This window comes from Cellulomonas sp. HZM (assembly GCF_000708885.1).
Taxonomy (GTDB): Bacteria; Actinomycetota; Actinomycetes; order Actinomycetales; family Cellulomonadaceae; genus Cellulomonas.
Window position 1 is genome coordinate 1 of record NZ_JEOE01000047.1, and the last position, 19,580, is coordinate 19,580.

Here is a 19,580-nt window from a genome sequence, read left to right on the forward strand (position 1 = left end):
GGGTTGCGCTTGGGGGCGGGCGTGGCGCTCGGGGACGACGAAGGCCCGGTCACTCGCGTGACCGGGCCTTCTCGATGTACCCCCGACCGGATTCGAACCGGCGCTACCGCCGTGAGAGGGCGGCGTGCTAGGCCGCTACACAACGGGGGCCTATCAGCTGCTCGACCCGTAGGTCTCGCTTACCGAGTGAGCACTCTACCCGATCCCCGAGGACTTCCTCGACGAGCGGCCAGCGGTGCTCTCGCTGGGGTACCAGGACTCGAACCTAGACTAAGTGAACCAGAATCACTCGTGCTGCCAATTACACCATACCCCATGGGGGTATGACCCCCGGCGCTGCACGCACCGCCGGAGGCAGTTCGCGCGTCCACCGGACGTCGTACCGGCGGTGAACACTACCCGAGCCCTGGCGCCCTGGTCCAACCGGCTCCCGGCCCGCGGAGTGCTCACCGAGCCACGCGCGCCGTCCTCGTGCTGTCCTCGAGCGCCACCTGCCCTGGATATCCGCCCACGTCCCGCAGAACGCGCGCCCAGGACGGCCCCGACGTGCGCCGGATCGTGACGAACGCCACGCCCGCCACGACCCGCACAGGGCGACTACGGCCTCAGCGCGGGATCGTCGCGAGCTCGGTCGCGTCGTACCAGAGCAGGTCGGCGTCGTCGACGCGGTCGAGGGCAGCCTTGTCCCCGCGGGCTGCCTTGCGCACGTCGGCAGCCATGGTGGGCTCGTCGACGTGCACGCACACGGCGGCGGACACCGGCACGGGTTGCGCCAGCACGACGAGTGTCGGCGCGCCGTCGACGGCGGGGTCACCCGGCGTCACCTCGGCATCCGGGACGTCGACCGACACGACGACGCGGAGCGCCGGCGCCTCGGGGCGCAGACCCACCAGGTCGAGGCTGTCGTCGGCCGCCATGAGCTGCGCCGCGAACTCGAGGCCCTCCTCGTCCTCGTCGGGCAGCGCCGCACGCAGCGCGGACGTCACCGCGTGGGCAGGGCGGGTGCCGAGAGTCGCCTCGGGCCGGTCCTGGAGCTCGTCGAGGGTCGCGGGGAGGTAGATGCGCACGTGACCAGTGTGCCGCGGCTCAGGCCGTGGCACCCGCACGCTCGCCGAGGAGCTCGTCGAGCTCGGCACCGACGTGCCCGACGAGCGAAGGCAGTCGTTGCGCTGCCGCGACGATCGCTCGCCTCGCGGGTGAGCCCGGCGCGATCTCGCGCAGCGTCCTGGCCTCGAGCATCGCGGCGTCCGCCGCCGCGCGGTCGTCGGGCACCATGATCGCGTCGGTGACGCCCGCGTACCTGGCCAGCGCCTGCGCGACGGCGTCAGCGGGCCGCGGTCCCGCCACGGAGCCTCGCACCCGGTTCACGACGACCAGCCGCGCGGCCCCGAGTCCCGCCTCCGACAGCTCGGTCAGCGCGCGTACGAGCCGCTGCACGCCCACGGGATCGGCCGACCCCACGACCACGACGACGTCCGCGGCCTCGAGCGTGCGCAACGTGGCGCCGTTGCGCTGGGGCGCGTGCGTGTCGTAGGTGAGCGCCTCGTCCTGCTCGAGGCAGAAGCCGCAGTCGACGACCGTCCACGTCGCGAGCGACCGTGCTACGTGCCAGACGGTGCCCAGCGCGGACGACGAGAACTCGGGCCACCGGTCGGCGCGCGACGTGCCGGAGAGCAGCCTCAGGTCGGGCGCGAGCAGGGGCGACAGCCGCGCGAGCGTCACCAGGTCGAGCGTTCCCTGGCCCGCGGCACGGACCGCCGCAGCGAGCCCGGGGGCCTCGTCGAGCACCCCGACGGCCTGCGCGACGCTGCCGCCGTACGTGTCGGCGTCGGCGAGCAGCGTCGTCGTGCCCGGCACCGCGAGCTCCGCCGCGAGGTTCACCGCGAGGGTCGTGCGACCCGGGGCGCCCGTCGGTCCCCACACCGCGACCACGTGCCCGTCCGGGGACCGCGTCGACGGGACCTCGACCTGCGACGGTACGGAGGACCGCGCCGGGGCATCGACCATCGCGGCCACGACGAGCCCGACGACCACGGCTGCCTCCGCGTCGCTGGTCGGCTCGTCGGCGACGACGTCCGCCCCGACGCCGCGCAGCCTCTCGCGCGCCCAGGGTCCGGCGTCGGCGAGCCCGACGACGAGCACACCGCACGCGTGCAGCGCATCCGTCGCGGCGCGGTCGAGGTGCTCGAGCGCCCCGGAGACGACCGCGACCCGTCCGAGACCCGCCTCAGCGGCCGCGAGAAGCTCCCCCACGTCCGCGCACCGTCGTGTCACCTGCAGCGCCCCGTCGGCGTCGAACGCCCGGACGACGAGAGACTCCGCCACGCCGCGCACCGCGGCCAGGACGCCGGTCGTCACGTCAGCGCCTCCCCGAGCCCGGGACCGCGACCACGTCGACGTCGCCGTCGGAGGCGAGCGCCGCGAGGACCGCGGCCAGGTGGTCCGTGGGCACGAGCAGGTGCACGGTGCGCCCACCGGTCGAGCCGAGGCCGTGCCCGTCCGAGCCGATCTCGGCCACCACGACCGGTCCCGCGATCTGGTGGGGCGTCGCCGGCGTGCCACCGTTCGAGCCCGGGGTGAACCACACGTCCACCTGCGCCCCCACGACCACCTGGTTCGACGTCTGGCGCGCCAGCGGCACCGCGACCGAGCGGACGTCGACGTCCTGCGCGGCACCGACCGCCGCCGCGGGGACGAGCTCGCCCTCGCGCACGACCGCGACCGCGACCGCTCCCGCCGCCGGAGCGGCGCGCAGGTAGTGGGAGAGCTCGCCGGGAGCGAGCTGGACGTCGGCTGTCACGAGGTCGTCCGCCTCGATGCGGTCGCCCGGCACGATCGTCGTGCGTGCGACGAGCACCGGGGTGGTGTGCTGGGCGGACCGCACGACCCAGGACCCCAGCAGCACCGACGCCGCGACCATCGCGATCCCGACGAGCAGCCGGGGGTCGCGCCACCCCGGTCTGCTCAGGCGGGCCGCAGCGGGTGCGGGCAGGTCCAGCACGGCGCTGTCCATGGGTCTCCTCGTCGACGTCGCGATCACGACAGGCGCCCATCCTGCCGGACGAATCGGGCATCGTGTGCCGAAACGGCCCACTGTGGACAACCTCGGACGAGATCGTGCGCGTGCCAGAATCGGCGTCATGCCACCGCGGTTCCTCACGCTCGCCGACGTCGCCGAGGTCCTCAACGTCTCCGCGCAGCAGACCTACCAGCTGCTGCGCTCAGGCGACCTGCGCGGCATCCAGATCGGACCGAAGAAGGTCTGGCGCATCGAGGCGAGCGAGCTCGAGAGCTACATCCAGCGGATGTACGCGGCGACCGAGCGCGCGACGTCCGACGCCGACTGACGACGGGGTCCGCTGCGCCGACCCACGGCGCCGGTCCGCAGATCAGCCCGAGCGCACCCAACCGAGCGAGTCGAAGGCGACCGACCAGGTCACCGTCGCCCGGCCCGTGCGCTCACCCATCCCCCGCGTCGCCCTCTGCGACGTCTCCTGAACTGTCGCCTGAACTGTCCCCTGGCCCGCCGCCGTGACGACGTCGACGTGGTCGGCGCCCACGCGCTCGAGCCGGCCGGAGACCTCGTGCCCTGCGGTCAGCACGGTGACCGTCTCACGGTCCCGTGCGATCGCCCGCAGCGCGTGCGCGAGCCCGAGCCGACGCTCGACGGTGCCCGCGGGCGGTGCGACGTGTCGGCCCAGGTCTGCGATCCCGGCGACCGCGGTGGAGGGCACGAGCAGCCGACGGGTGGGTGACGGCGCGAGCAGGAGCCACTGCGGCGCACAGTCGACGAGCTCGCCGCTCACGGCGTCCCCACCGGCGACGAGCACCCGCACCCCGCGGCCCATCGCCTGACGCCAACGGTCGGCGAGCTCGACGCCGGCTCGCTCGGCGCGCACCAGCTCGGGGACGAGCGCGCGCGCCTCCGCAGCGGCCTCCTCGTCGAGCTGCGCCTCGAGATCCCGGAACAACGCCTCCCATCGCACGCGCCCACCGTACGGGTGCCGAGCCCGGCTGCGCGGCGGTTCGCCCCGCCGGGTGGACACCAGATCGGACATTCGGGTACATGTATGGCATTCAAGCGATACGAATCGCTATCAAACGCCATCTAGAAGGACGACATGCGCCGAGCCATCGCCACCCTCGCCCTCCCGACCGGAGCGCTCGCGTCGGGCGCGCTCGCATGCCTCGCAGGCCTGCGGCTCGCCGCCCTCGCATCGCGTGCGCCGCTGCGTGTCGACGACCTCGTCGAGGGCGGGGTCGTCGCCCTGGGCGCCCTCGCGGCCGCGTGGCTCGCTGCCTCGTGCCTCCTCGCGACGACGTGCGTGGTCCTGCGTGGCGCCGGGGCGACATGGCGTGCGGGTGAGCGGCTCGTTCACCGCGCGGCACCCGGGGTCGTCCGGCGGGGGCTCGCGCTCGCCGTCGCCGCGAGCGTCGGCATCGCGGCACCGGCGGCGGCGGGAGCAGCCGAGCACGTCGCGGGGTCCGCGGGCGACGCACGATCGACGAGCGCCCTCGCGGAGCCGGCCGCCGCGAGCGTCCACGCCCCGGCCACCCGCGATCTCGGCTGGGTCCCGAGCGGGATCGCGGGGGCCGCGACGCTCGACGACCTCGGGTGGGCCCCGACGAGCGATGCGTCGTCCCCGGCGCGCGCGTCCGCGACGAGCACGACCGACCCGAGCGCGACCCGGCCCACCGGACGCTCGTCCGCTCCTGAGCCGGCGCGGAGCACGGACCAGGAGACCGACCCAGGCACCGACCCAGGCACCGATCCGGCGACGGCTCACGCCCCCGAGACGGCCACCAAGACGTCCACCGAGACGGCCCCCGACACGACCCCCGAGCCCGCCCCGTCGGCGGCGCGGCCATCGACCGAGCACGGTGCCGGCGCGGGCCGGGCATCGTCGCAGAGCACGACCTCCGGGCCGAGGTCCTCCTCTCCGACGACCACGACGCGCGATGCGCAGGCCTCCGGCCCGCTCGCGGGCGGCTCGCACGACGACGCCGCGCACGCCGACGTCGTGGTTCGTGCGGGCGACTCGCTGTGGCGCATCGCCGCGAGCCGGCTGCCCGCCGGCGCGTCCGACGCCGAGATCGCCGCTACCTGGCCGCGGTGGTACGCGGCCAACGCCGACGTCATCGGCTCCGACCCGGACGTCCTGCGGGTCGGAACCCACCTCGTCGCCCCCACGACGACCGGCCGGGCGGACCTGCCCGGTCACGCCACGGAGCAGGAGAGCACACGATGAGCGCACTGACGGTCGACCTCCCGACGTCCCCGATCGAGTCGGCTCTCGAGGGGGGCGCACGGCCAGGGGCGACCGAGGGCGCTCGCGCCGAGCTCGCCGGTCCCGTCTCCGGACGGCGGACGGCGCAGGGGCGACCCGTGCTGCGCACGGTGGCCGGGGAGACCCTCGGAGACGTCGCCCCCGGGGCCGGCGCGGCGACAGGCACGCCCGCTCCTGGGCCCGGGCCCTCCAGTGCCGCCGACCTCAGCGGCACGAACCGGCCCCGCGTGCGGCTCGTGCCGTCGCTGCCACCGGCGCGCGCCCCGGAACCGGCACCCGCACGGACTGCTCCCCCGACGGTCACCCAGCGCATCGCGGTTCTCAGGGCGGCGGACCGGTCGACGATCGTCGAGGCCGCCGACGACGAGCGCGGCGCAGTGCCCGACGTCGATCCGACGGTCGTAGCGCGCGCTGTCGGGCTCGCAGCCGTCGACGTGCTCGCCGGCCGGCGCCCGGTCGCGCAGCTCGCACGCTGGGTCACGCCCGGCGTCTACGAGGCGATCCAGCGGCGCGCGGTGCTGACGTCACGCGCACGGCACGGCCGCGTGGCAGCGCGGACGTCGATCGTGCGCGCCGTGCGTGCGTGCGCGATCGACGAGCACGTCCACGAGGCGAGCCTCGTCGTCGACGACGGCACCCGTGTCAGGGCCGTGGCGCTGCGGTTCGAGTCGCACCGTGGCAGCTGGCGCGCGACGGCGCTCGACATCGGCTGACGGACAGGCTGCCGACCCGTTCCCTCGGCCCGCGACGCGCGGCGACCGAGGGAACGAGTCCGTCGGCTCAGCGCCGACGCTGCTGCTTCGCGGCCTTGCGGCGTGCCTCGCGGTTCTCGCCAGCGTCGACGGACGGCGCCGCCTCGCCGTCGGCGCTCGTCACGACGCCACCGTCACCGTCCTCCGACGGCGCCGAGTACTGCAGCGGCGTGCGCTCCGCCGGGCCGTCGATGCCCTTGGCGACGAGACGGGCTGCGGCGGCCGCACCTGCGCTCGTCGCGGCCTCGCTCGCGGACGCGGCGTCGAGCGCCGGCTCCTCCTGCTCGACCTGGACCTCCAGGTTGAACAGGTAGCCGATCGTCTCCTCCTTGATGGCGTCGGTCATCGCGTTGAACAGCTGGTAGCCCTCGCGCTGGTACTCGACGAGCGGGTCGCGCTGGGCCATCGCGCGAAGCCCGATGCCCTCCTTGAGGTAGTCCATCTCGTACAGGTGCTCACGCCACCGGCGGTCCAGCACCGAGAGCGTCACGCGACGCTCGAGCTGGCGCATGTTGTCGGACCCGATCCGCTCCTCACGCTCGCCGTAGGCGATCTCCGCGTCGGACAGCACCTCGGTCACGAGGAGGTCGTGCGTGAGCGCGCCGACGCCGCCGGCCTGCTCGACGACCTCGTCCGGGGTGATGGAGATCGGGAACACCGCGCGGATCGCGGTCCACAGGGCGTCGAGGTCCCAGTCCTCTGGGCGCCCCTCGGCGGTCGCGCTGTCGATGTACGCCGTGAGCACGTCGGAACGGAAGTGCGTGACCTGCTCGTGCAGGTCCTCGCCCTCGAGCACGCGGCGACGCTGCTCGTAGATGACCTCGCGCTGACGGCTCATGACGTCGTCGTACTTCAGGACGTTCTTGCGGATCTCGAAGTTGCGCGCCTCGACCTGCGACTGCGCCGACTGGATCCCGCGCGTGACGATCTTCGACTCGAGCGGCATGTCCTCGGGGAAGCCCGCGCGCGTCATCATCGACTCGGCGACCGCCGAGTTGAACAGGCGCATCAGGTCGTCCTGCATCGACAGGTAGAACCGCGACTCGCCCGGGTCACCCTGACGACCGGAACGGCCGCGCAGCTGGTTGTCGATCCGGCGCGACTCGTGGCGCTCGGTGCCCAGCACGTACAGCCCGCCGAGCTCGACGACCTCGTCGTGCTCCGTGGCCACGGCCTCCTTGGCCTTCTCGAGCGCACCCGGCCACGCGGCCTCGTACTCCTCGGCGTTCTCCGCCGGGTCGAGCCCACGCTTCGACAGGTCGGCCACCGCCATGAACTCGGCGTTGCCGCCGAGCATGATGTCCGTCCCACGGCCGGCCATGTTGGTGGCGACCGTGACGGCACCCTTGCGGCCCGCCTGCGCGACGACCGCGGCCTCACGCTGGTGCTGCTTGGCGTTGAGCACCTCGTGCGGGACGCCCTGCTTCTTCAGCTTGGACGAGAGCAGCTCGCTTTTCTCGACGCTCGTCGTGCCGACGAGGACGGGCTGGCCCTTCGCGTGCCGCTCGACGATGTCGTCGACGACTGCGTCGAACTTGCCCTCCTCGCTCTTGTAGACGAAGTCCTTCTGGTCGATGCGCTGCATTCCCCGGTTGGTGGGGATCGGCACCACGCCGAGCTTGTAGGTGCCCTGGAACTCGGCCGCCTCGGTCTCGGCGGTACCGGTCATGCCCGAGAGCTTGGAGTACAGGCGGAAGTAGTTCTGCAGCGTGATCGTGGCGAGCGTCTGGTTCTCGGCCTTGATGGCCACGCCCTCCTTCGCCTCGATCGCCTGGTGCATGCCCTCGTTGTAGCGGCGGCCCGGCAGGATGCGGCCGGTGTGCTCGTCGACGATGAGCACCTCCCCGTCGAGCACGACGTAGTCCTTGTCGCGCTTGAACAGCTCCTTGGCGCGGATCGCGTTGTTGAGGAACCCGATGAGCGGCGTGTTGAGCGACTCGTACAGGTTGTCGATGCCGAGGTAGTCCTCGACACGCTCGATGCCGGGCTCGAGCACGCCGACGGTGCGCTTCTTCTCGTCGACCTCGTAGTCGACGTCGGCCGTGAGCCGGCGGACGACCTTGGCGAACTCGGCGTACCACCGGTTCGCGTCACCCGACGCCGGGCCCGAGATGATGAGCGGCGTGCGCGCCTCGTCGATGAGGATCGAGTCCACCTCGTCGACGATCGCGAAGTTGTGGCCGCGCTGCACGAGCTCCTCGGTGCTCCACGCCATGTTGTCGCGCAGGTAGTCGAACCCGAACTCGTTGTTGGTGCCGTACGTGATGTCGGCCGCGTACTGCTCTCGACGCTCGCTCGGGTTCTGCGACGACAGGATGACACCGCTGGTCAGGCCCAGGAAGCGGTACACGCGCCCCATGAGCTCGGCCTGGTAGCCCGCGAGGTAGTCGTTGACCGTGACGACGTGCACGCCCTTGCCGGTCAGCGCGTTGAGGTACGCCGGCGCGGTCGCGACGAGGGTCTTGCCCTCACCGGTCTTCATCTCGGCGATGTTGCCGAGGTGCAGCGCGGCGCCGCCCATGAGCTGGACGTCGAAGTGGCGCTGGCCGAGCGTGCGGCGCGACGCCTCACGCACGGCCGCGAACGCCTCGGCCAGGATGTCGTCGAGCGACTCCCCGTCCGCGAGGCGCGCCTTGAAGCGGTCCGTCTCCTCGCGCAGCTCGGCGTCGGAGAGCGCGACGAAGCTGTCCTCCAGGTGGTTGACCTGCTGGGCGATGCCCGACAGCTTCTTGAGGATCCGGCCCTCACCGAGACGCAGGACCTTCTCGAGGATCGCAGGCACGCAAGACTCCCGACGTTGCTTCTCGCCCCGATCGTCGCGCACGACATCGGGGCGCCATGGACGTCCGGCCGCTCGGCCGGGCCCGACCATCGTAGGCGAGGCGGGCTGCGGCCGGGGCCGTCCTTCCACCGCGGGACCGTGCGGGGTGCGCCGGTTCGCCCACAGCCGAACGCCGAGGGTCAGGCGACGAGCCCGACGACCGCGTCCAGGCCGACTGCCAGGTCACCGCGCAGAACTCCGTCCACGGTCCCGACGACCACCTCGTCGAGCCCGAGCCACGCCGCCATCGCCTCGAGCTCGAGCGCCAGCGCGGCGACCACGGTCGCGTCGGGCACAGGGAGCGCGACGCGCGAGACGGGTGCGCGGTGCACCGCCTGGACACGGAGTACGCCGGCCCGCCGGTCGGCCTTCAGGTCGACGAGCGCGCAGAGCGACTCGCCCACGAGGAACGGCAGCGCGTAGTAGCCCCACACCCGTTGCTCCTGCGGGACGTAGATCTCGATGCGGTAGCGCAGCCCGAACAGCTCCTCGAGTCGGCGGCGCTCGAACACGAGCGGGTCGAACGGGCTCAGCAGCGTCGCGCCGGACGCGCGTCGCGGGAGCGTCGCATCGCGGTGCCGGTACGTGGGTCGACCCCAGCCGTCGACCGCGACGGGTACCAGGAGGCCGGACTCGACGAGCTCCGCGACCGCGGGCGCCGCGCGTCCGATCGCCATGCGGAAGTAGTCGGCGAAGCACGAGACCGTGCCGATCCCGTGCGCACGCGCGGAGATCTCGACGAGCTCGCGCACCGCATCGGCCTCGGACGGCTGAGGACGCGCGAGCACGTCGGGCGGCAGGACGCGGGACGTGAGCTCGTAGCGGCGCTCGAACGCACCGGTACGGCCCGCCGACGTGAGCTCTCCGACGAAGAACAGGTGCTCGAGCGCGCGCTTGGCCGCCGTCCAGTTCCAGCCCCACTCCTTGGCGCCGCTGCGCGCCGGGCCTCCTGTGAGGTCGTGCACCTGCGCCGCGGTGACCGGACCGTGCTCGGCCACGAGCGCGAGCACGTCGGCGACCGCGGGCTCGGCGCGGCGGTCCCCGTACTTGGCGAGCCATGCTGCGCGCCTCCACTCGAGCAGCCGGTAGGTCCACGGCGGGACGTACGACGCCTCGTGCGCCCATCCCTCGACGAGCCGACGCGGCGCGGTCCCGGCCGCACGCTCGAGCAGCGACGTGTCGTACGCGCCGAGACGCGACCACGTCGGCATGAGGTGAGCGCGCGCGAGCACGTTCACCGAGTCGATCTGGAGCAGGCCGAGCCGGTCCACGACCTGCTGCAGCCCGCGCATGCCCGCCGGACCGGCGCGGACCGGGCGTGGCGCCGCGAGCCCCTGCGCTCGCAGCGCGATGCGCCGCGCCTGCGACATCGAGTACCGCTCCTGGGCCGGTGCGAGGGTGGTCACGCACGCATCATGCCCGCGGGCACCGACACGAGGTCCCGGCCGGGTACCGGACGCCGCGGGAGCACGAGGTGCTCGGCGCGACGACGCCCGGCCGGGGACCTGCCGCCGACCGGGCGCCGAGCTCACGCTCGCGTGTGTGTCGCGTCAGCGCGCGGCGGCCGCCTCCGCGGCGACAGTGGCGGGCGCCGACCCGACGGGCGTGTCGAGCTTGATCACTCCGTAGCTCCAGCCGCGCCGCCGGTAGGCGACCGCCGGCTGCGCGGTCTCGGCGTCGACGAAGAGGTAGAAGTCGTGCCCGACGAGCTCCATCTCGTACAGCGCGTCGTCGATCGTCATCGGCAGCGCCTGGTGGACCTTCTCGCGGATGACGACGGGCGAGTCTCCCAGGACGTGCTCGACGCTGCCGTCGGAGCCCACGACCGGTGCGGACGTCGCGTCCTCGACGTCCGGCTCGGGCGGGCGCACGTCCACGGGGGCGAGCGGGGTGTGGTTGCGGTGGTCCTTGCGGCGGTCGCGCGTCCGACGCAGGCGCTCGAGCAGCTTGGCGAGCGCGAGGTCGAGGGCGGCGTACCGGTCGTCGGCGCACGCCTCGGCACGGATCACGGGACCCTTGTCGACGACCGTGAGCTCGACGCGCTCGCTGCTCCCGGCCTGACGGGGGTTGGCCTCGTGCGAGACGAGGACGTCGATCCGCTGCGCGCGGGGGGCCAGCTGTTCCACCTTGGCGAGCTTGCTCTCGAGGTGGGCGCGGTACTTGGGAAGCACCTCGGTGTGCCGGCCTGCAACCACGATCTCCATGTGAGCCTCCTGGGAGGTGAGGGGCGGGCCTGGGCCCGCCGGATCCGATCTCGGTCGCCCCTGTGGGGCGCACGGGCGGCATCACCTCCTCGGTGCACCGGGACCACCCGTGGGTGGTGCCGTCGGTGCCGTCGGCTCGGACCACCACGCTAGCCCTGCCGTGCGCGGCGCACCAACCGCCGTGCCTTGCGGTGAGACACCGCGTGCGGCCCCGGGCGGCGGCGTCGACGCGAGGGTCAGCGCAGCGACGACGACCGCGCCGCGCGCCTCCAGGGCACGGCGGCACGCGGCGAGCGTGGCGCCCGTCGTCAGCACGTCGTCGACGAGCACCACGCGTGCCCCGTCGAGGCCGACGACGCCGCGCCGGACCGTCACCCGGCCCGCCATGTTGCGCGCCCGTTCACGTGCCCCGAGCCCCACCTGGTCACCCCCGCGCCGCCGCACGACGCGGGCGGCTCGGGCCTGCCGACCGCCGTCGCGCAGCCCGTCGGCCGCCGCGACCGCGAGCCTCGCCACGAGGTCGCTCCCCCGCCGACGCACGGACGCGGCGGTGGACGGCGCGGGTACCACCAGCAGCGGCGCGGAGGGCAGCGAGCAGGCCACGGCGCGCGCGGCCCCGCGCAGCACCTGCGCGAGGAGCGGCGCGAGGTCGGCCCGCGCGTGGTCCTTCCACGAGACGACGACCTGGCGCGCCGGGCCGGTGCCGTCGGCGACGGTCCATACGGGCAACGGGTCCGCGAGCCCGAGCTCGTCGAGCCGCCGGGCCCGTTGCTCGCAGCGCCACGGCGCACGGTCGTACAGAGCGCGGCACCGACCGCACCACACGACGTCGTCGAGACCGCAACCGGCGCACGCGACGGGCAGCACGAGCCTGCCCAGCTCTCGCGACCAACCGCGCAGGTCCATCGCACGAGCATCGGTCCCGCGCCGCGCGCGCTCGGCTCGAGCGGCGTCGGCCTGGGGACGCGCCCGCGCGAGCGCGGGCTGTGGACGGCTCGGCGCAGCGGTGCGACGCCGAGACGCCGCAGCCGGCTCAGCCCGGGAAGTACGGGTCGAGCGCGTCGGCGACCCCCGGCACGGCCGCCCAGGTCGTGACGAGACGGCGCAGCTCGCCCTTGGTCGTCGAGACCACGAGCCCCCGGCCCCCCGCGAGCGCGGCGAGGTCCGCGACCTCGGGGAGCGACTGCGACGGCCCGGAGACCGGCACCTGGTGCACGGTGAGCTGGCCGTCGCTGCGTCCGACGACCGCGAGCGCGGACTCGTCGGCCCACACGACGCTCGTCGCATCGGTGAGCGCCGCGCCCGCGCGGATGACGTCGCCGACCTGCTGCGGTGCACCCTTCGCGTCACGGACCACCGCGCCGACGTCGATCGCGACACCGTCCGGGCCCGAGGACACGACGACGATGCGCACGCCGTCGCGCTCGACCCGCACCGCGCGCACCTCGCGCCCCTGGAGGAACGCGGCGTGCACGGTCACGGGCTTCACACCCGCACGCCCGGCGAGGAGGATCCCGCCCTTCTTCGCGGTCCACGCCCAGCCGAACCGGTCGACCGACGGCGCGACGAGCCCCGCACCGGTCGCCAGCACCGTGGACCTCGCCGCGCCTGTGGGGAGCGTGACGAGCGCGCTCCCGCGGGAGATCGCGACGCGCACGGCCCCCGACTCGTCGACCGCGGGGTACCGCGCACCGAGCCCCTTGAGGGAGCCGACGCCCTCGACCGGGGCGACCTTGTTGGACGCGTCGAGCCGCACCAGGCGGTCTGCCTGGATCATCTCGAGGTCACCGCTCGAGAGAGGCCCGCTGTCGAGCGTCGCGGCACCCTCGATGATGACGTCGCCCGCGAGCACCTGGACCTTCCCCACGCCGGCGACCCGCATCGACGCGTCGATCTGCGCGAGCATCAGCCCGCGGTCGGCGGCGCGGACCGCGGCCGCGGGCTCGAGCCCGACACGTGCGACCCCGTTGCCGTCGACGACGACCGACTCCGGCTTGAGCTGCGTGCCGTCCGGGATCGCGGTCGTCACCGCGTCACGCAGCCACGGCGACGGGCCTGCGAGGAGCGCCTTCATGACGTACGTCGGCAGCTTCTTCGCCGGGAACCAGCGCGTCTCCGGCACCAGGAACGTCTCGTCCGGCGACAGGAAGTACACCGACGCGGCGCGGAACTGCGTGTCGAACACGCCCTGCGAGACGACGAGACCGTCGGGCGTGCCCGCGATGCGCCACTGGCCGTCGGTGCCCGAGACCATGTCGTACGTCACGGACTCGCGCGCGTCCGGCGGCGCCTCGACGTAGCGGCCGTCGCCGTCGACCCGGGCGACGACCGAGACGTCGACCGTGACCTGCGTGTCCGACGTCTGCGTGTACTGCAGGTTGCCCGCGACGACGACGCCCGCGAGCGGCTTCCACGTCTGGCGTGCCTCGCCCGCGAGGTACTGCCGGGCGGTCACGAAGTCGTCGCTGAAGCCGGTCGCGCCCGCGAGGAGGTAGCCGGCGACGATGTCGATCGGCTGCGCGTCGGGGTGCGGGCCCTCGGGCAGCGGGGCCACGTCGCCCGGGTCGGCGACCTGCACGTCGCTGCGGTTCACCGGACCCGACGTCGGCATCGAGGTGCACGCCGTGAGCAGCGAGGCGAGCGCCACGAGGACCGCGACGAGGACCGTGCGACGGCGGGGCGTGGTCGTGCGCGCGTTCATCGGACCTCCTGACGGGTCACGCCGTCCGGTGCCTCGGACCTGTCGTCGTGCTCCTCGCCCCCGTCGACGAGGTCGGGCAGCGACGCGGGGTCGGTGCGCGGCCGCACCACGGGCGCGACGACGGGGTCCGGGTCCGCCGGCGGCTCGAGCGGCAACGGCGAGTGCGTGAGACGGATCCCCGCGCGGCGCGGCAGCGTGAGGCGGAAGCACGCCCCGCGGCCCGGCCTCCCCCACGCCTCGAGCCAGCCGCCGTGCAGGTGCGCGTCCTCGAGCGAGATCGCGAGCCCGAGCCCGGTCCCGCCCGTCGTGCGCGCGCGGGCGGGGTCGGCGCGCCAGAACCGGTCGAACACGTGGGCCGCCTCGTCGGCCGTCATGCCGACACCGTGGTCGCGGACCGTCACGGCCACCGCGTACTCGTCCGCGCCGACGACCACCTCGACAGTGCTGCCCTCGGCGTGCTCGACGGCGTTGACCAGCAGGTTGCGCAGGATCCGCTCGACGCGCCGCGGGTCGATGTCCGCCACCGCACGCTTGTCCGGCAGGTCCACGCGCAGCCACGAGCCGCGCCGCTCCGCGAGCGGGAAGGTGTGGTCAGCGACCGCGATGACGACGTCGCGCACGTCGCGCCCGTCGGCGTCGAGGACCGCGGCACCAGCGTCGAAGCGGCTGATCTCGAGCAGGTCCGCGAGCAGGTCCTCGAACCGGTCCAGCTGGGTCTGCAGGAGCTCCGCGGAGCGCTTGACGGCCGGGTCGAAGTCGTCGCGCGACGCATGGATGACCTCACCCGCCATCCGGATCGTGGTGAGCGGTGTCCGCAGCTCGTGGGACACGTCCGAGACGAAGCGGCGCTGCAGCGCGGACAGGTCCTCCATGCGGCTGATCTGGTCCTGCAGGCTCGTCGCCATCTCGTTGAACGAGCGCGCGAGCGTCGCCATCTCGTCCTCGCCACGCACCGCCATGCGGTCGGAGAGGTGCCCGTCGGCGAGGCGCTCGGCGACCTGTGCGGCGCGGCGCACGGGACGCACGGTCTGGCGGGTCACGAGCCACGTCGTCGTCCCGAGCAGCACGACGAGAGCGAGAGCCGCCAGCCCGAGCGTGCGCTGCAGGAAGTCGAGGCGCTGCTGCTCCGCCTCGAGGCTGTAGAGGAAGAAGAGCTGGTAGGTGCCGCCCACCGGGACGTTCACGTCCTGGCCGACCATAACGGCGGGCTCGTCGCCGATCGACGTCGGCCACGCCACCGACTGCCAGTGCTGCCCACCGGCAGCGGTCTGCGTGCGCAGCTCGTTGCTCACGAGCGGCACGAGCGACGGGTCCGTGGCTGCCGCGCCGACCGAGACGGGTGAGCTCTGCCCCGGCGCCCGCAGCAGGAACACCTCGCGCCTGCCGGACCCTCCGGTGACCTGCGCTCGCGCGACGTCCGTGAGCAGCGTCGTCACCTCGGGGCCGGTCGTGGCGGTCGACAGGTCGAGCGTGGCCTGCGCCTGCTGCGTGCTGCGTGCGCTCTCCTCGAGGATCTGCTCGACGCGCCCGTCGAAGAGCCCGTCACGCATCCGCTCGACCACGTACGCGCCGACCACCGCGAGCGTGAGCAGGCCGATGACGGTCGTCGTCGCGATGACACGCCTCTGCAGCGACGAGCGCCAGGCGTGCCCGAGCGACCGCACCCGTCGCGCGGACCGGGCGCGCACCAGGCGCCAGGTACCCGCGACGCGCATCATCGAACCGTCACGTGCCCTGCACGCCCGCCTTGTAGCCCACGCCACGCACGGTCAGCACGATCTCCGGCTGCTCCGGGTCGTTCTCGATCTTCGAGCGCAGGCGCTGCACGTGGACGTTGACGAGCCGCGTGTCCGCCGCGTGCCGGTAGCCCCACACCTTCTCGAGCAGCACCTCACGCGTGAACACCTGCCACGGCTTGCGGGCCAGCGCGACGAGCAGGTCGAACTCGAGCGGCGTCAGCGACACGGGCCTGCCGGCACGCTCGACGCGGTGGCCCGGGACGTCGATCGTCACGTCGCCGATGGACAGGTGCTCGGGCGCGGGCTCGTCGCTGCGACGCAGGCGGGCGCGCACACGGGCCACGAGCTCCTTGGGCTTGAACGGCTTGGAGATGTAGTCGTCGGCCCCGGACTCCAGGCCCAGCACCACGTCGACCGTGTCGCTCTTGGCCGTGAGCATGACGATCGGCACGCCGGACTCGGCGCGGATCTGCCGGCACACCTCGTTGCCGTCCTTGCCCGGCAGCATCAGGTCGAGCAGCACGAGGTCCGGCTGGGTCGCGCGGAACACCCCCAGCGCCGCGTCACCGTCCTCGCAGAACACCGGGTCGAAACCCTCCGAGCGCAGCACGATGCCGATCATCTCGGCCAGCGCGGTGTCGTCGTCGACCACCAGCACGCGTCCCCTCATGGCGCCATCATCGCATCGCCACCTGTCCCGCGGCGCGCACGACGCCGCATGTCACCCGCGTGCACGACCGACCCGCGGACCCACGCCGACGCCGTGCTCCCGACGGCGCGGTGCACGGAACCGGCCTCGCAACCCGACCTGTGCGTGGCACGATGGCGCCGACGACGCCGGGGACGAGCCCGGGCCGTCGCACGACAGCCGCGAACCGAAGCCGTGACCCGACAGCCGTGAGGAGCCGCGCTCGCATGACGAGCCCGCACGACGACGCACCGCAGCCGTGGACGTCTCCCGGCAGCAACCCCGGCACCAGCCCCCAGCCGGTCCCGCCCTCGGTGGGTCGACCGCCCGCTGCGCCCGTGCCGCCCGCCGGTCCCCCGGTGGCTCCGCCCGTGCCGGTCCATCCCGGTCCCGGTGGCGCCGGCCCGCAGGCCACCGGCTGGGGCGACCAGCCCGCGTGGAACGGCCAGCCAGGGTGGGGCGCGCCGGCGCCCGGTGCGTGGCGGCCCGTCGCCGCGCAGCCCGGCATCGTGCCGCTGCGGCCGCTCGGGCTCGGTGAGATCCTCGACGGCTCGTTCCGCGCGGTGCGCGCCAACCCGCGGGTGATGTTCGGCCTGTCCGCGATCGTCGTGACCGTCGCCGTGGTGCTGCAGTACGTGCTCGGCTGGTACATCGCGCCGTTCGTCGGCGGCGCGCTGTCCGACATCGACGACGTCGACCCCGCGGCGGGCTCCGTCGATCTCGGCGCCTCGTTCGGCCAGGCGCTCACCACCCCGATCACGTCCCTGGCCACCACCGTGCTCACCGGCTGGCTGATCATCTCGGTCAGCCGGTCCGTCATCGGCCAGCGCGTCGAGATGCGCGAGGTCCTGCGCAGCCGGCGCATCTGGCTGGTCCTCGGCTACACCGTGCTCGCGGCGATCGCGGTCGCGGTCGCCGTCGCGGTCGTCGTCGTCCCGGTCGTCCTGCTCGCCACCTCGGGCTCGGGCGGTCTCGCCGCGCTCGTGGGGGTGCTCGGCGGGATCGCGCTCCTCGTCGCCCTGTTCGTCGCGTTCACGCGGACGCTGCTCGTGCCTCCCGCGCTCATGCTCGAGGGGCGTCGGCTGTGGCCGACGTTCGGGCGCGCGTGGCGGCTGACCCGAGGCAGCTTCTGGCGCCTGTTCGGGATCTACCTGCTCGTGTCCGTGATCGTCAGCGTCGTGACCCAGATCATCGTGACGCCGGCGACCCTCCTCGGGACCTTCGCGTTCGGCGGCCCGGACGCCTTCGGTGCGATCGTCATCGCGGCGTTCGCGTCGATCATCGCGCTCACGCTGAGCACCACGTTCCTGGCGTCGGTCGTGGCGCTGCTCTACATCGACGTGCGGATGCGCCGCGAGGGGCTCGACGTCGAGCTCGCGCGGGCAGCGGGCGCCGGCGCGTGACCGGCGTGCTCCTCGACGCCCCGGTCCAGCCCGACGGGCCAACGGCCCGGCGCTGGGCCGTCGAGGAGCTCGCCAAGCCGGAGTACCACGACAAGCGCTCGCTCCTGGGGCGGCTGCTCGAGTGGGTCCTGGACCAGCTCGACAAGCTCAGCGGCGTGGGCGTCGGCGGGTGGCAGGCCGCCGCGACCGTCGTCGTGGTGACGCTCGTGGTCGTGGTCCTGGCCTTCGCGGTCGCCGGCCCGGTCCGACGCGCGCGAGCTGTGCGCGAGGACGGGGCGGTGCACGACGCCGACGACGTCCGGACCGCGGACCAGATGCGGGCAGCTGCCGACGCCGCGCTGGCCTCGGGCGACTTCTCGACGGCCGTCGTCGAACGGTTCCGCGCGCTCGTCCGGGGTCTCGAGGAGCGCACCGTGCTCGACGAACGGCCCGGTCGCACCGCGTCCGAGGCGGTGCACGGTGCCGCCGCGCGCCTGCCTGCTGTCGCCGGCGAGCTGGACCGTGCCGCGGCGTCGTTCTCCGACGTCGCCTACGGGGGGCGCGCGGCGGCGCGTGCGGACGCCGAGCGGCTCGCGGCCCTCGACGTGCGCGTGCAGCACGAGCGCCCGTCGCGCCCGGCTGCGGCCGCGGCGGTCGCTGCATCCACGGGGGTGCCGACGTGACGACGACGAGCACGAGCGCCAGGACGGGCACGGACCGGCAGTCGCCCTTCGTCGTCGGCGACGGCACGAACCTGCGCGCGCGCACCACCTCCCGCTGGCGGCGTTGGCGCGGTCTCGTCTACGTGCTCGGCGGGCTGCTCGTCGTGGCGCTGCTGGCAGCCCTGCCCGAGCCGCGGTCCACCGCCGAGGCGCTGTCCCCCGAGAGCTCGTCCGGGACGGGGGCGCGTGCCGTCGCGCAGATCCTCGGGCGGCACGGCGTCGACGTGCACCTCGTGCGCTCGATCGCCGACGCGCGCCGAGCCGTCGGGCCCGGGACGACCGTGGTGCTCGCGACCGAGGACGGCATCTACACCGACGAGCAGGTGCGGGCGGTCGGCGCGCTCGACGCCGACCTCGTCCTGCTCGGGACCACGTGGACGTCCGAGGGGATCGCGGACATCGGGTCGACGTACGACGGCGGCGCGGACGAGCGCACGGTCCTGCAGCCCGGGTGCGACGACGCCGACGCGACCGCCGCGGGCGGGATCGACTCGCGCGGGCGCGTGCGCGCGCTCGGGTCAGGCGACGACGTCGTCACCTGCTACCGCGCCCCGGGCGACGACCCCGGCGAGGGTGTCATGGCCGTGACGACGATCCGCGGCCACCGCGTGACGGTCCTCGCGGACGCGGGACTCGTCACCAACGCGCACCTGGCCTCGGAGGGCAACGCGGCGCTCGCGCTGCGGGTCCTCGGCCGCCAGCCGCACCTCGTCTGGCTGATGCCGTCGCCCTACGCGCTCGACGACGGCGGGGACGGCGGCGACGGGGGGCCGGGGGTCGGCGACCTCGTCCCGCCCGTGGTCGGGCTGCTCGCGCTCGCGGCGCTGCTCGTCGTCGCCGTGGCCGCCGTGTGGCGTGGCCGGCGCCTGGGACCGCTCGTCACCGAGCCGCTGCCCGTCGTCGTCCGCGCCGGCGAGACCACGCGCGGACGCGGACGTCTCTACCGGCGCGGTCGGTCGTACGGTCACGCCGCGGCCGCGCTGCGCGCCGCGGCAGCCGTCCGCTGCGCGCGACGCCTCGGCCTCGCCTCGTCCGCCTCGGCACCGCAGGTCATCGACGCGGTAGCGCTCGCGACCGGACGCCCGACCGACGAGGTCGCCGCGCTCTTCTACGGACCACCACCCACCGACGACAGCGCGCTGGCCCGTCTGGCGCACGCCCTGGACACCATCGAGAGCGAGGTCCACCGATCGTGAGCGACCCCACCCCCTGGAGCGCACCGCCCGAGCCCACCGCCCCGGCGCCCGAGCCCGGCGTGAGCACGCGGGGCCCGGGCGCCGGGG

Annotated in this window: 17 protein-coding genes and 2 tRNA genes; 6 read left to right on the top strand and 13 right to left on the bottom strand. The window is 74.1% G+C overall.

The window, feature by feature from the left end:
• Window positions 1–77: 77 nt before the first annotated feature.
• From AW16_RS0115450 to AW16_RS0115475, 5 genes are all read right to left on the bottom strand, one after another.
• Window positions 78–150: transfer RNA gene (locus AW16_RS0115450), tRNA-Glu, on the bottom strand.
• Between the two features lie 94 nt (window positions 151–244).
• Window positions 245–316, bottom strand: a tRNA-Gln gene (locus AW16_RS0115455).
• Between the two features lie 289 nt (window positions 317–605).
• A complete protein-coding gene (locus tag AW16_RS0115465) occupies window positions 606–1,067 on the bottom strand; it encodes a hypothetical protein (protein ID WP_029291856.1) in 462 nt (153 codons plus the stop codon).
• A gap of 19 nt (window positions 1,068–1,086) precedes the next feature.
• Window positions 1,087–2,358, bottom strand: coding sequence for a hypothetical protein (locus AW16_RS0115470; protein WP_051681999.1), 1,272 nt, complete (start codon window positions 2,356–2,358; stop codon window positions 1,087–1,089).
• 1 nt (window position 2,359) lies between these two features.
• Window positions 2,360–3,013 (bottom strand): hypothetical protein, encoded by a 654-nt coding sequence (locus AW16_RS0115475; RefSeq protein ID WP_029291858.1) that lies wholly within the window; start codon window positions 3,011–3,013, stop codon window positions 2,360–2,362.
• 127 nt (window positions 3,014–3,140) lie between these two features.
• Between AW16_RS0115475 and AW16_RS0115480 the strand changes: the two genes are divergently transcribed.
• On the top strand, window positions 3,141–3,347 hold the full coding sequence (locus AW16_RS0115480; protein WP_029291859.1) for a helix-turn-helix domain-containing protein: 207 nt from the start codon (window positions 3,141–3,143) through the stop codon (window positions 3,345–3,347).
• 42 nt (window positions 3,348–3,389) lie between these two features.
• On the opposite strand, the gene AW16_RS0115485 is transcribed toward AW16_RS0115480, so the two are convergent.
• On the bottom strand, window positions 3,390–3,986 hold the full coding sequence (locus AW16_RS0115485; protein WP_197021641.1) for a hypothetical protein: 597 nt from the start codon (window positions 3,984–3,986) through the stop codon (window positions 3,390–3,392).
• 135 nt (window positions 3,987–4,121) lie between these two features.
• Between AW16_RS0115485 and AW16_RS0115490 the strand changes: the two genes are divergently transcribed.
• Window positions 4,122–5,249 carry a hypothetical protein gene (locus tag AW16_RS0115490; RefSeq protein WP_029291861.1) on the top strand — a complete coding sequence of 376 codons (1,128 nt, stop codon included), beginning with the start codon at window positions 4,122–4,124 and terminating at the stop codon, window positions 5,247–5,249.
• Entirely contained in the window at window positions 5,246–6,001 is a 756-nt protein-coding gene (locus AW16_RS17835; RefSeq protein WP_051682000.1) for an Rv3235 family protein, read from the top strand. The genes AW16_RS0115490 and AW16_RS17835 overlap by 4 nt, the downstream gene beginning before the upstream one ends.
• 67 nt (window positions 6,002–6,068) lie before the next feature.
• Here AW16_RS17835 and secA read toward each other — a convergent pair whose 3' ends face one another.
• The 7 genes from secA to mtrA all read right to left on the bottom strand — a co-directional run bounded on the left by secA (window position 6,069) and on the right by mtrA (window position 16,175).
• Window positions 6,069–8,822: a preprotein translocase subunit SecA gene (secA, locus tag AW16_RS0115500; protein ID WP_029291863.1), complete on the bottom strand. Its 2,754-nt coding sequence runs from the start codon at window positions 8,820–8,822 to the stop codon at window positions 6,069–6,071.
• 179 nt (window positions 8,823–9,001) lie between these two features.
• Complete coding sequence (locus tag AW16_RS0115505; RefSeq protein WP_051682003.1) at window positions 9,002–10,231, bottom strand: DNA glycosylase AlkZ-like family protein; 1,230 nt, start codon at window positions 10,229–10,231, stop codon at window positions 9,002–9,004.
• A gap of 180 nt (window positions 10,232–10,411) precedes the next feature.
• Window positions 10,412–11,065 carry a ribosome hibernation-promoting factor, HPF/YfiA family gene (gene hpf, locus AW16_RS0115510; protein ID WP_029291865.1) on the bottom strand — a complete coding sequence of 218 codons (654 nt, stop codon included), beginning with the start codon at window positions 11,063–11,065 and terminating at the stop codon, window positions 10,412–10,414.
• Window positions 11,066–11,146: 81 nt separating this feature from the next.
• Complete coding sequence (locus AW16_RS0115515; protein ID WP_081861735.1) at window positions 11,147–11,971, bottom strand: ComF family protein; 825 nt, start codon at window positions 11,969–11,971, stop codon at window positions 11,147–11,149.
• A 127-nt stretch (window positions 11,972–12,098) separates the two neighbouring features.
• On the bottom strand, window positions 12,099–13,766 hold the full coding sequence (locus AW16_RS0115520) for an LpqB family beta-propeller domain-containing protein (protein ID WP_029291867.1): 1,668 nt from the start codon (window positions 13,764–13,766) through the stop codon (window positions 12,099–12,101).
• Window positions 13,763–15,484 (bottom strand): MtrAB system histidine kinase MtrB, encoded by a 1,722-nt coding sequence (mtrB, locus tag AW16_RS0115525; protein ID WP_051682001.1) that lies wholly within the window; start codon window positions 15,482–15,484, stop codon window positions 13,763–13,765. The genes AW16_RS0115520 and mtrB overlap by 4 nt, the downstream gene beginning before the upstream one ends.
• 7 nt (window positions 15,485–15,491) lie before the next feature.
• A complete protein-coding gene (gene mtrA, locus AW16_RS0115530) occupies window positions 15,492–16,175 on the bottom strand; it encodes an MtrAB system response regulator MtrA (RefSeq protein ID WP_029291869.1) in 684 nt (227 codons plus the stop codon).
• Between the two features lie 245 nt (window positions 16,176–16,420).
• Between mtrA and AW16_RS0115535 the strand changes: the two genes are divergently transcribed.
• From AW16_RS0115535 to AW16_RS0115545, 3 genes are read left to right on the top strand one after another with little or no spacing between them, the layout of a single operon-like run.
• Window positions 16,421–17,596, top strand: coding sequence for a hypothetical protein (locus tag AW16_RS0115535; RefSeq protein WP_029291870.1), 1,176 nt, complete (start codon window positions 16,421–16,423; stop codon window positions 17,594–17,596).
• Window positions 17,593–18,258 (top strand): DUF4129 domain-containing protein, encoded by a 666-nt coding sequence (locus AW16_RS0115540; RefSeq protein WP_051682002.1) that lies wholly within the window; start codon window positions 17,593–17,595, stop codon window positions 18,256–18,258. The genes AW16_RS0115535 and AW16_RS0115540 overlap by 4 nt, the downstream gene beginning before the upstream one ends.
• Window positions 18,255–19,493 (top strand): DUF4350 domain-containing protein, encoded by a 1,239-nt coding sequence (locus AW16_RS0115545; protein WP_029291872.1) that lies wholly within the window; start codon window positions 18,255–18,257, stop codon window positions 19,491–19,493. Before AW16_RS0115540 ends, AW16_RS0115545 begins: the two co-directional genes overlap by 4 nt.
• Window positions 19,494–19,580 lie beyond the last annotated feature (87 nt).

Bases quoted from the DNA above. Each gene is read 5' to 3' on its own strand.
- AW16_RS0115515 (WP_081861735.1), bottom strand. From the start codon at position 11,971: ATGGACCTGCGCGGTTGGTCGCGAGAGCTGGGCAGGCTCGTGCTGCCC.
- mtrA (WP_029291869.1), bottom strand. From the start codon at position 16,175: ATGAGGGGACGCGTGCTGGTGGTCGACGACGACACCGCGCTGGCCGAG.
- hpf (WP_029291865.1), bottom strand. From the start codon at position 11,065: ATGGAGATCGTGGTTGCAGGCCGGCACACCGAGGTGCTTCCCAAGTAC.
- AW16_RS0115475 (WP_029291858.1), bottom strand. From the start codon at position 3,013: ATGGACAGCGCCGTGCTGGACCTGCCCGCACCCGCTGCGGCCCGCCTG.
- AW16_RS0115480 (WP_029291859.1), top strand. From the start codon at position 3,141: ATGCCACCGCGGTTCCTCACGCTCGCCGACGTCGCCGAGGTCCTCAAC.
- AW16_RS0115520 (WP_029291867.1), bottom strand. From the start codon at position 13,766: ATGAACGCGCGCACGACCACGCCCCGCCGTCGCACGGTCCTCGTCGCG.
- AW16_RS0115505 (WP_051682003.1), bottom strand. From the start codon at position 10,231: ATGTCGCAGGCGCGGCGCATCGCGCTGCGAGCGCAGGGGCTCGCGGCG.
- mtrB (WP_051682001.1), bottom strand. From the start codon at position 15,484: ATGATGCGCGTCGCGGGTACCTGGCGCCTGGTGCGCGCCCGGTCCGCG.
- AW16_RS0115490 (WP_029291861.1), top strand. From the start codon at position 4,122: ATGCGCCGAGCCATCGCCACCCTCGCCCTCCCGACCGGAGCGCTCGCG.
- AW16_RS17835 (WP_051682000.1), top strand. From the start codon at position 5,246: ATGAGCGCACTGACGGTCGACCTCCCGACGTCCCCGATCGAGTCGGCT.
- AW16_RS0115535 (WP_029291870.1), top strand. From the start codon at position 16,421: ATGACGAGCCCGCACGACGACGCACCGCAGCCGTGGACGTCTCCCGGC.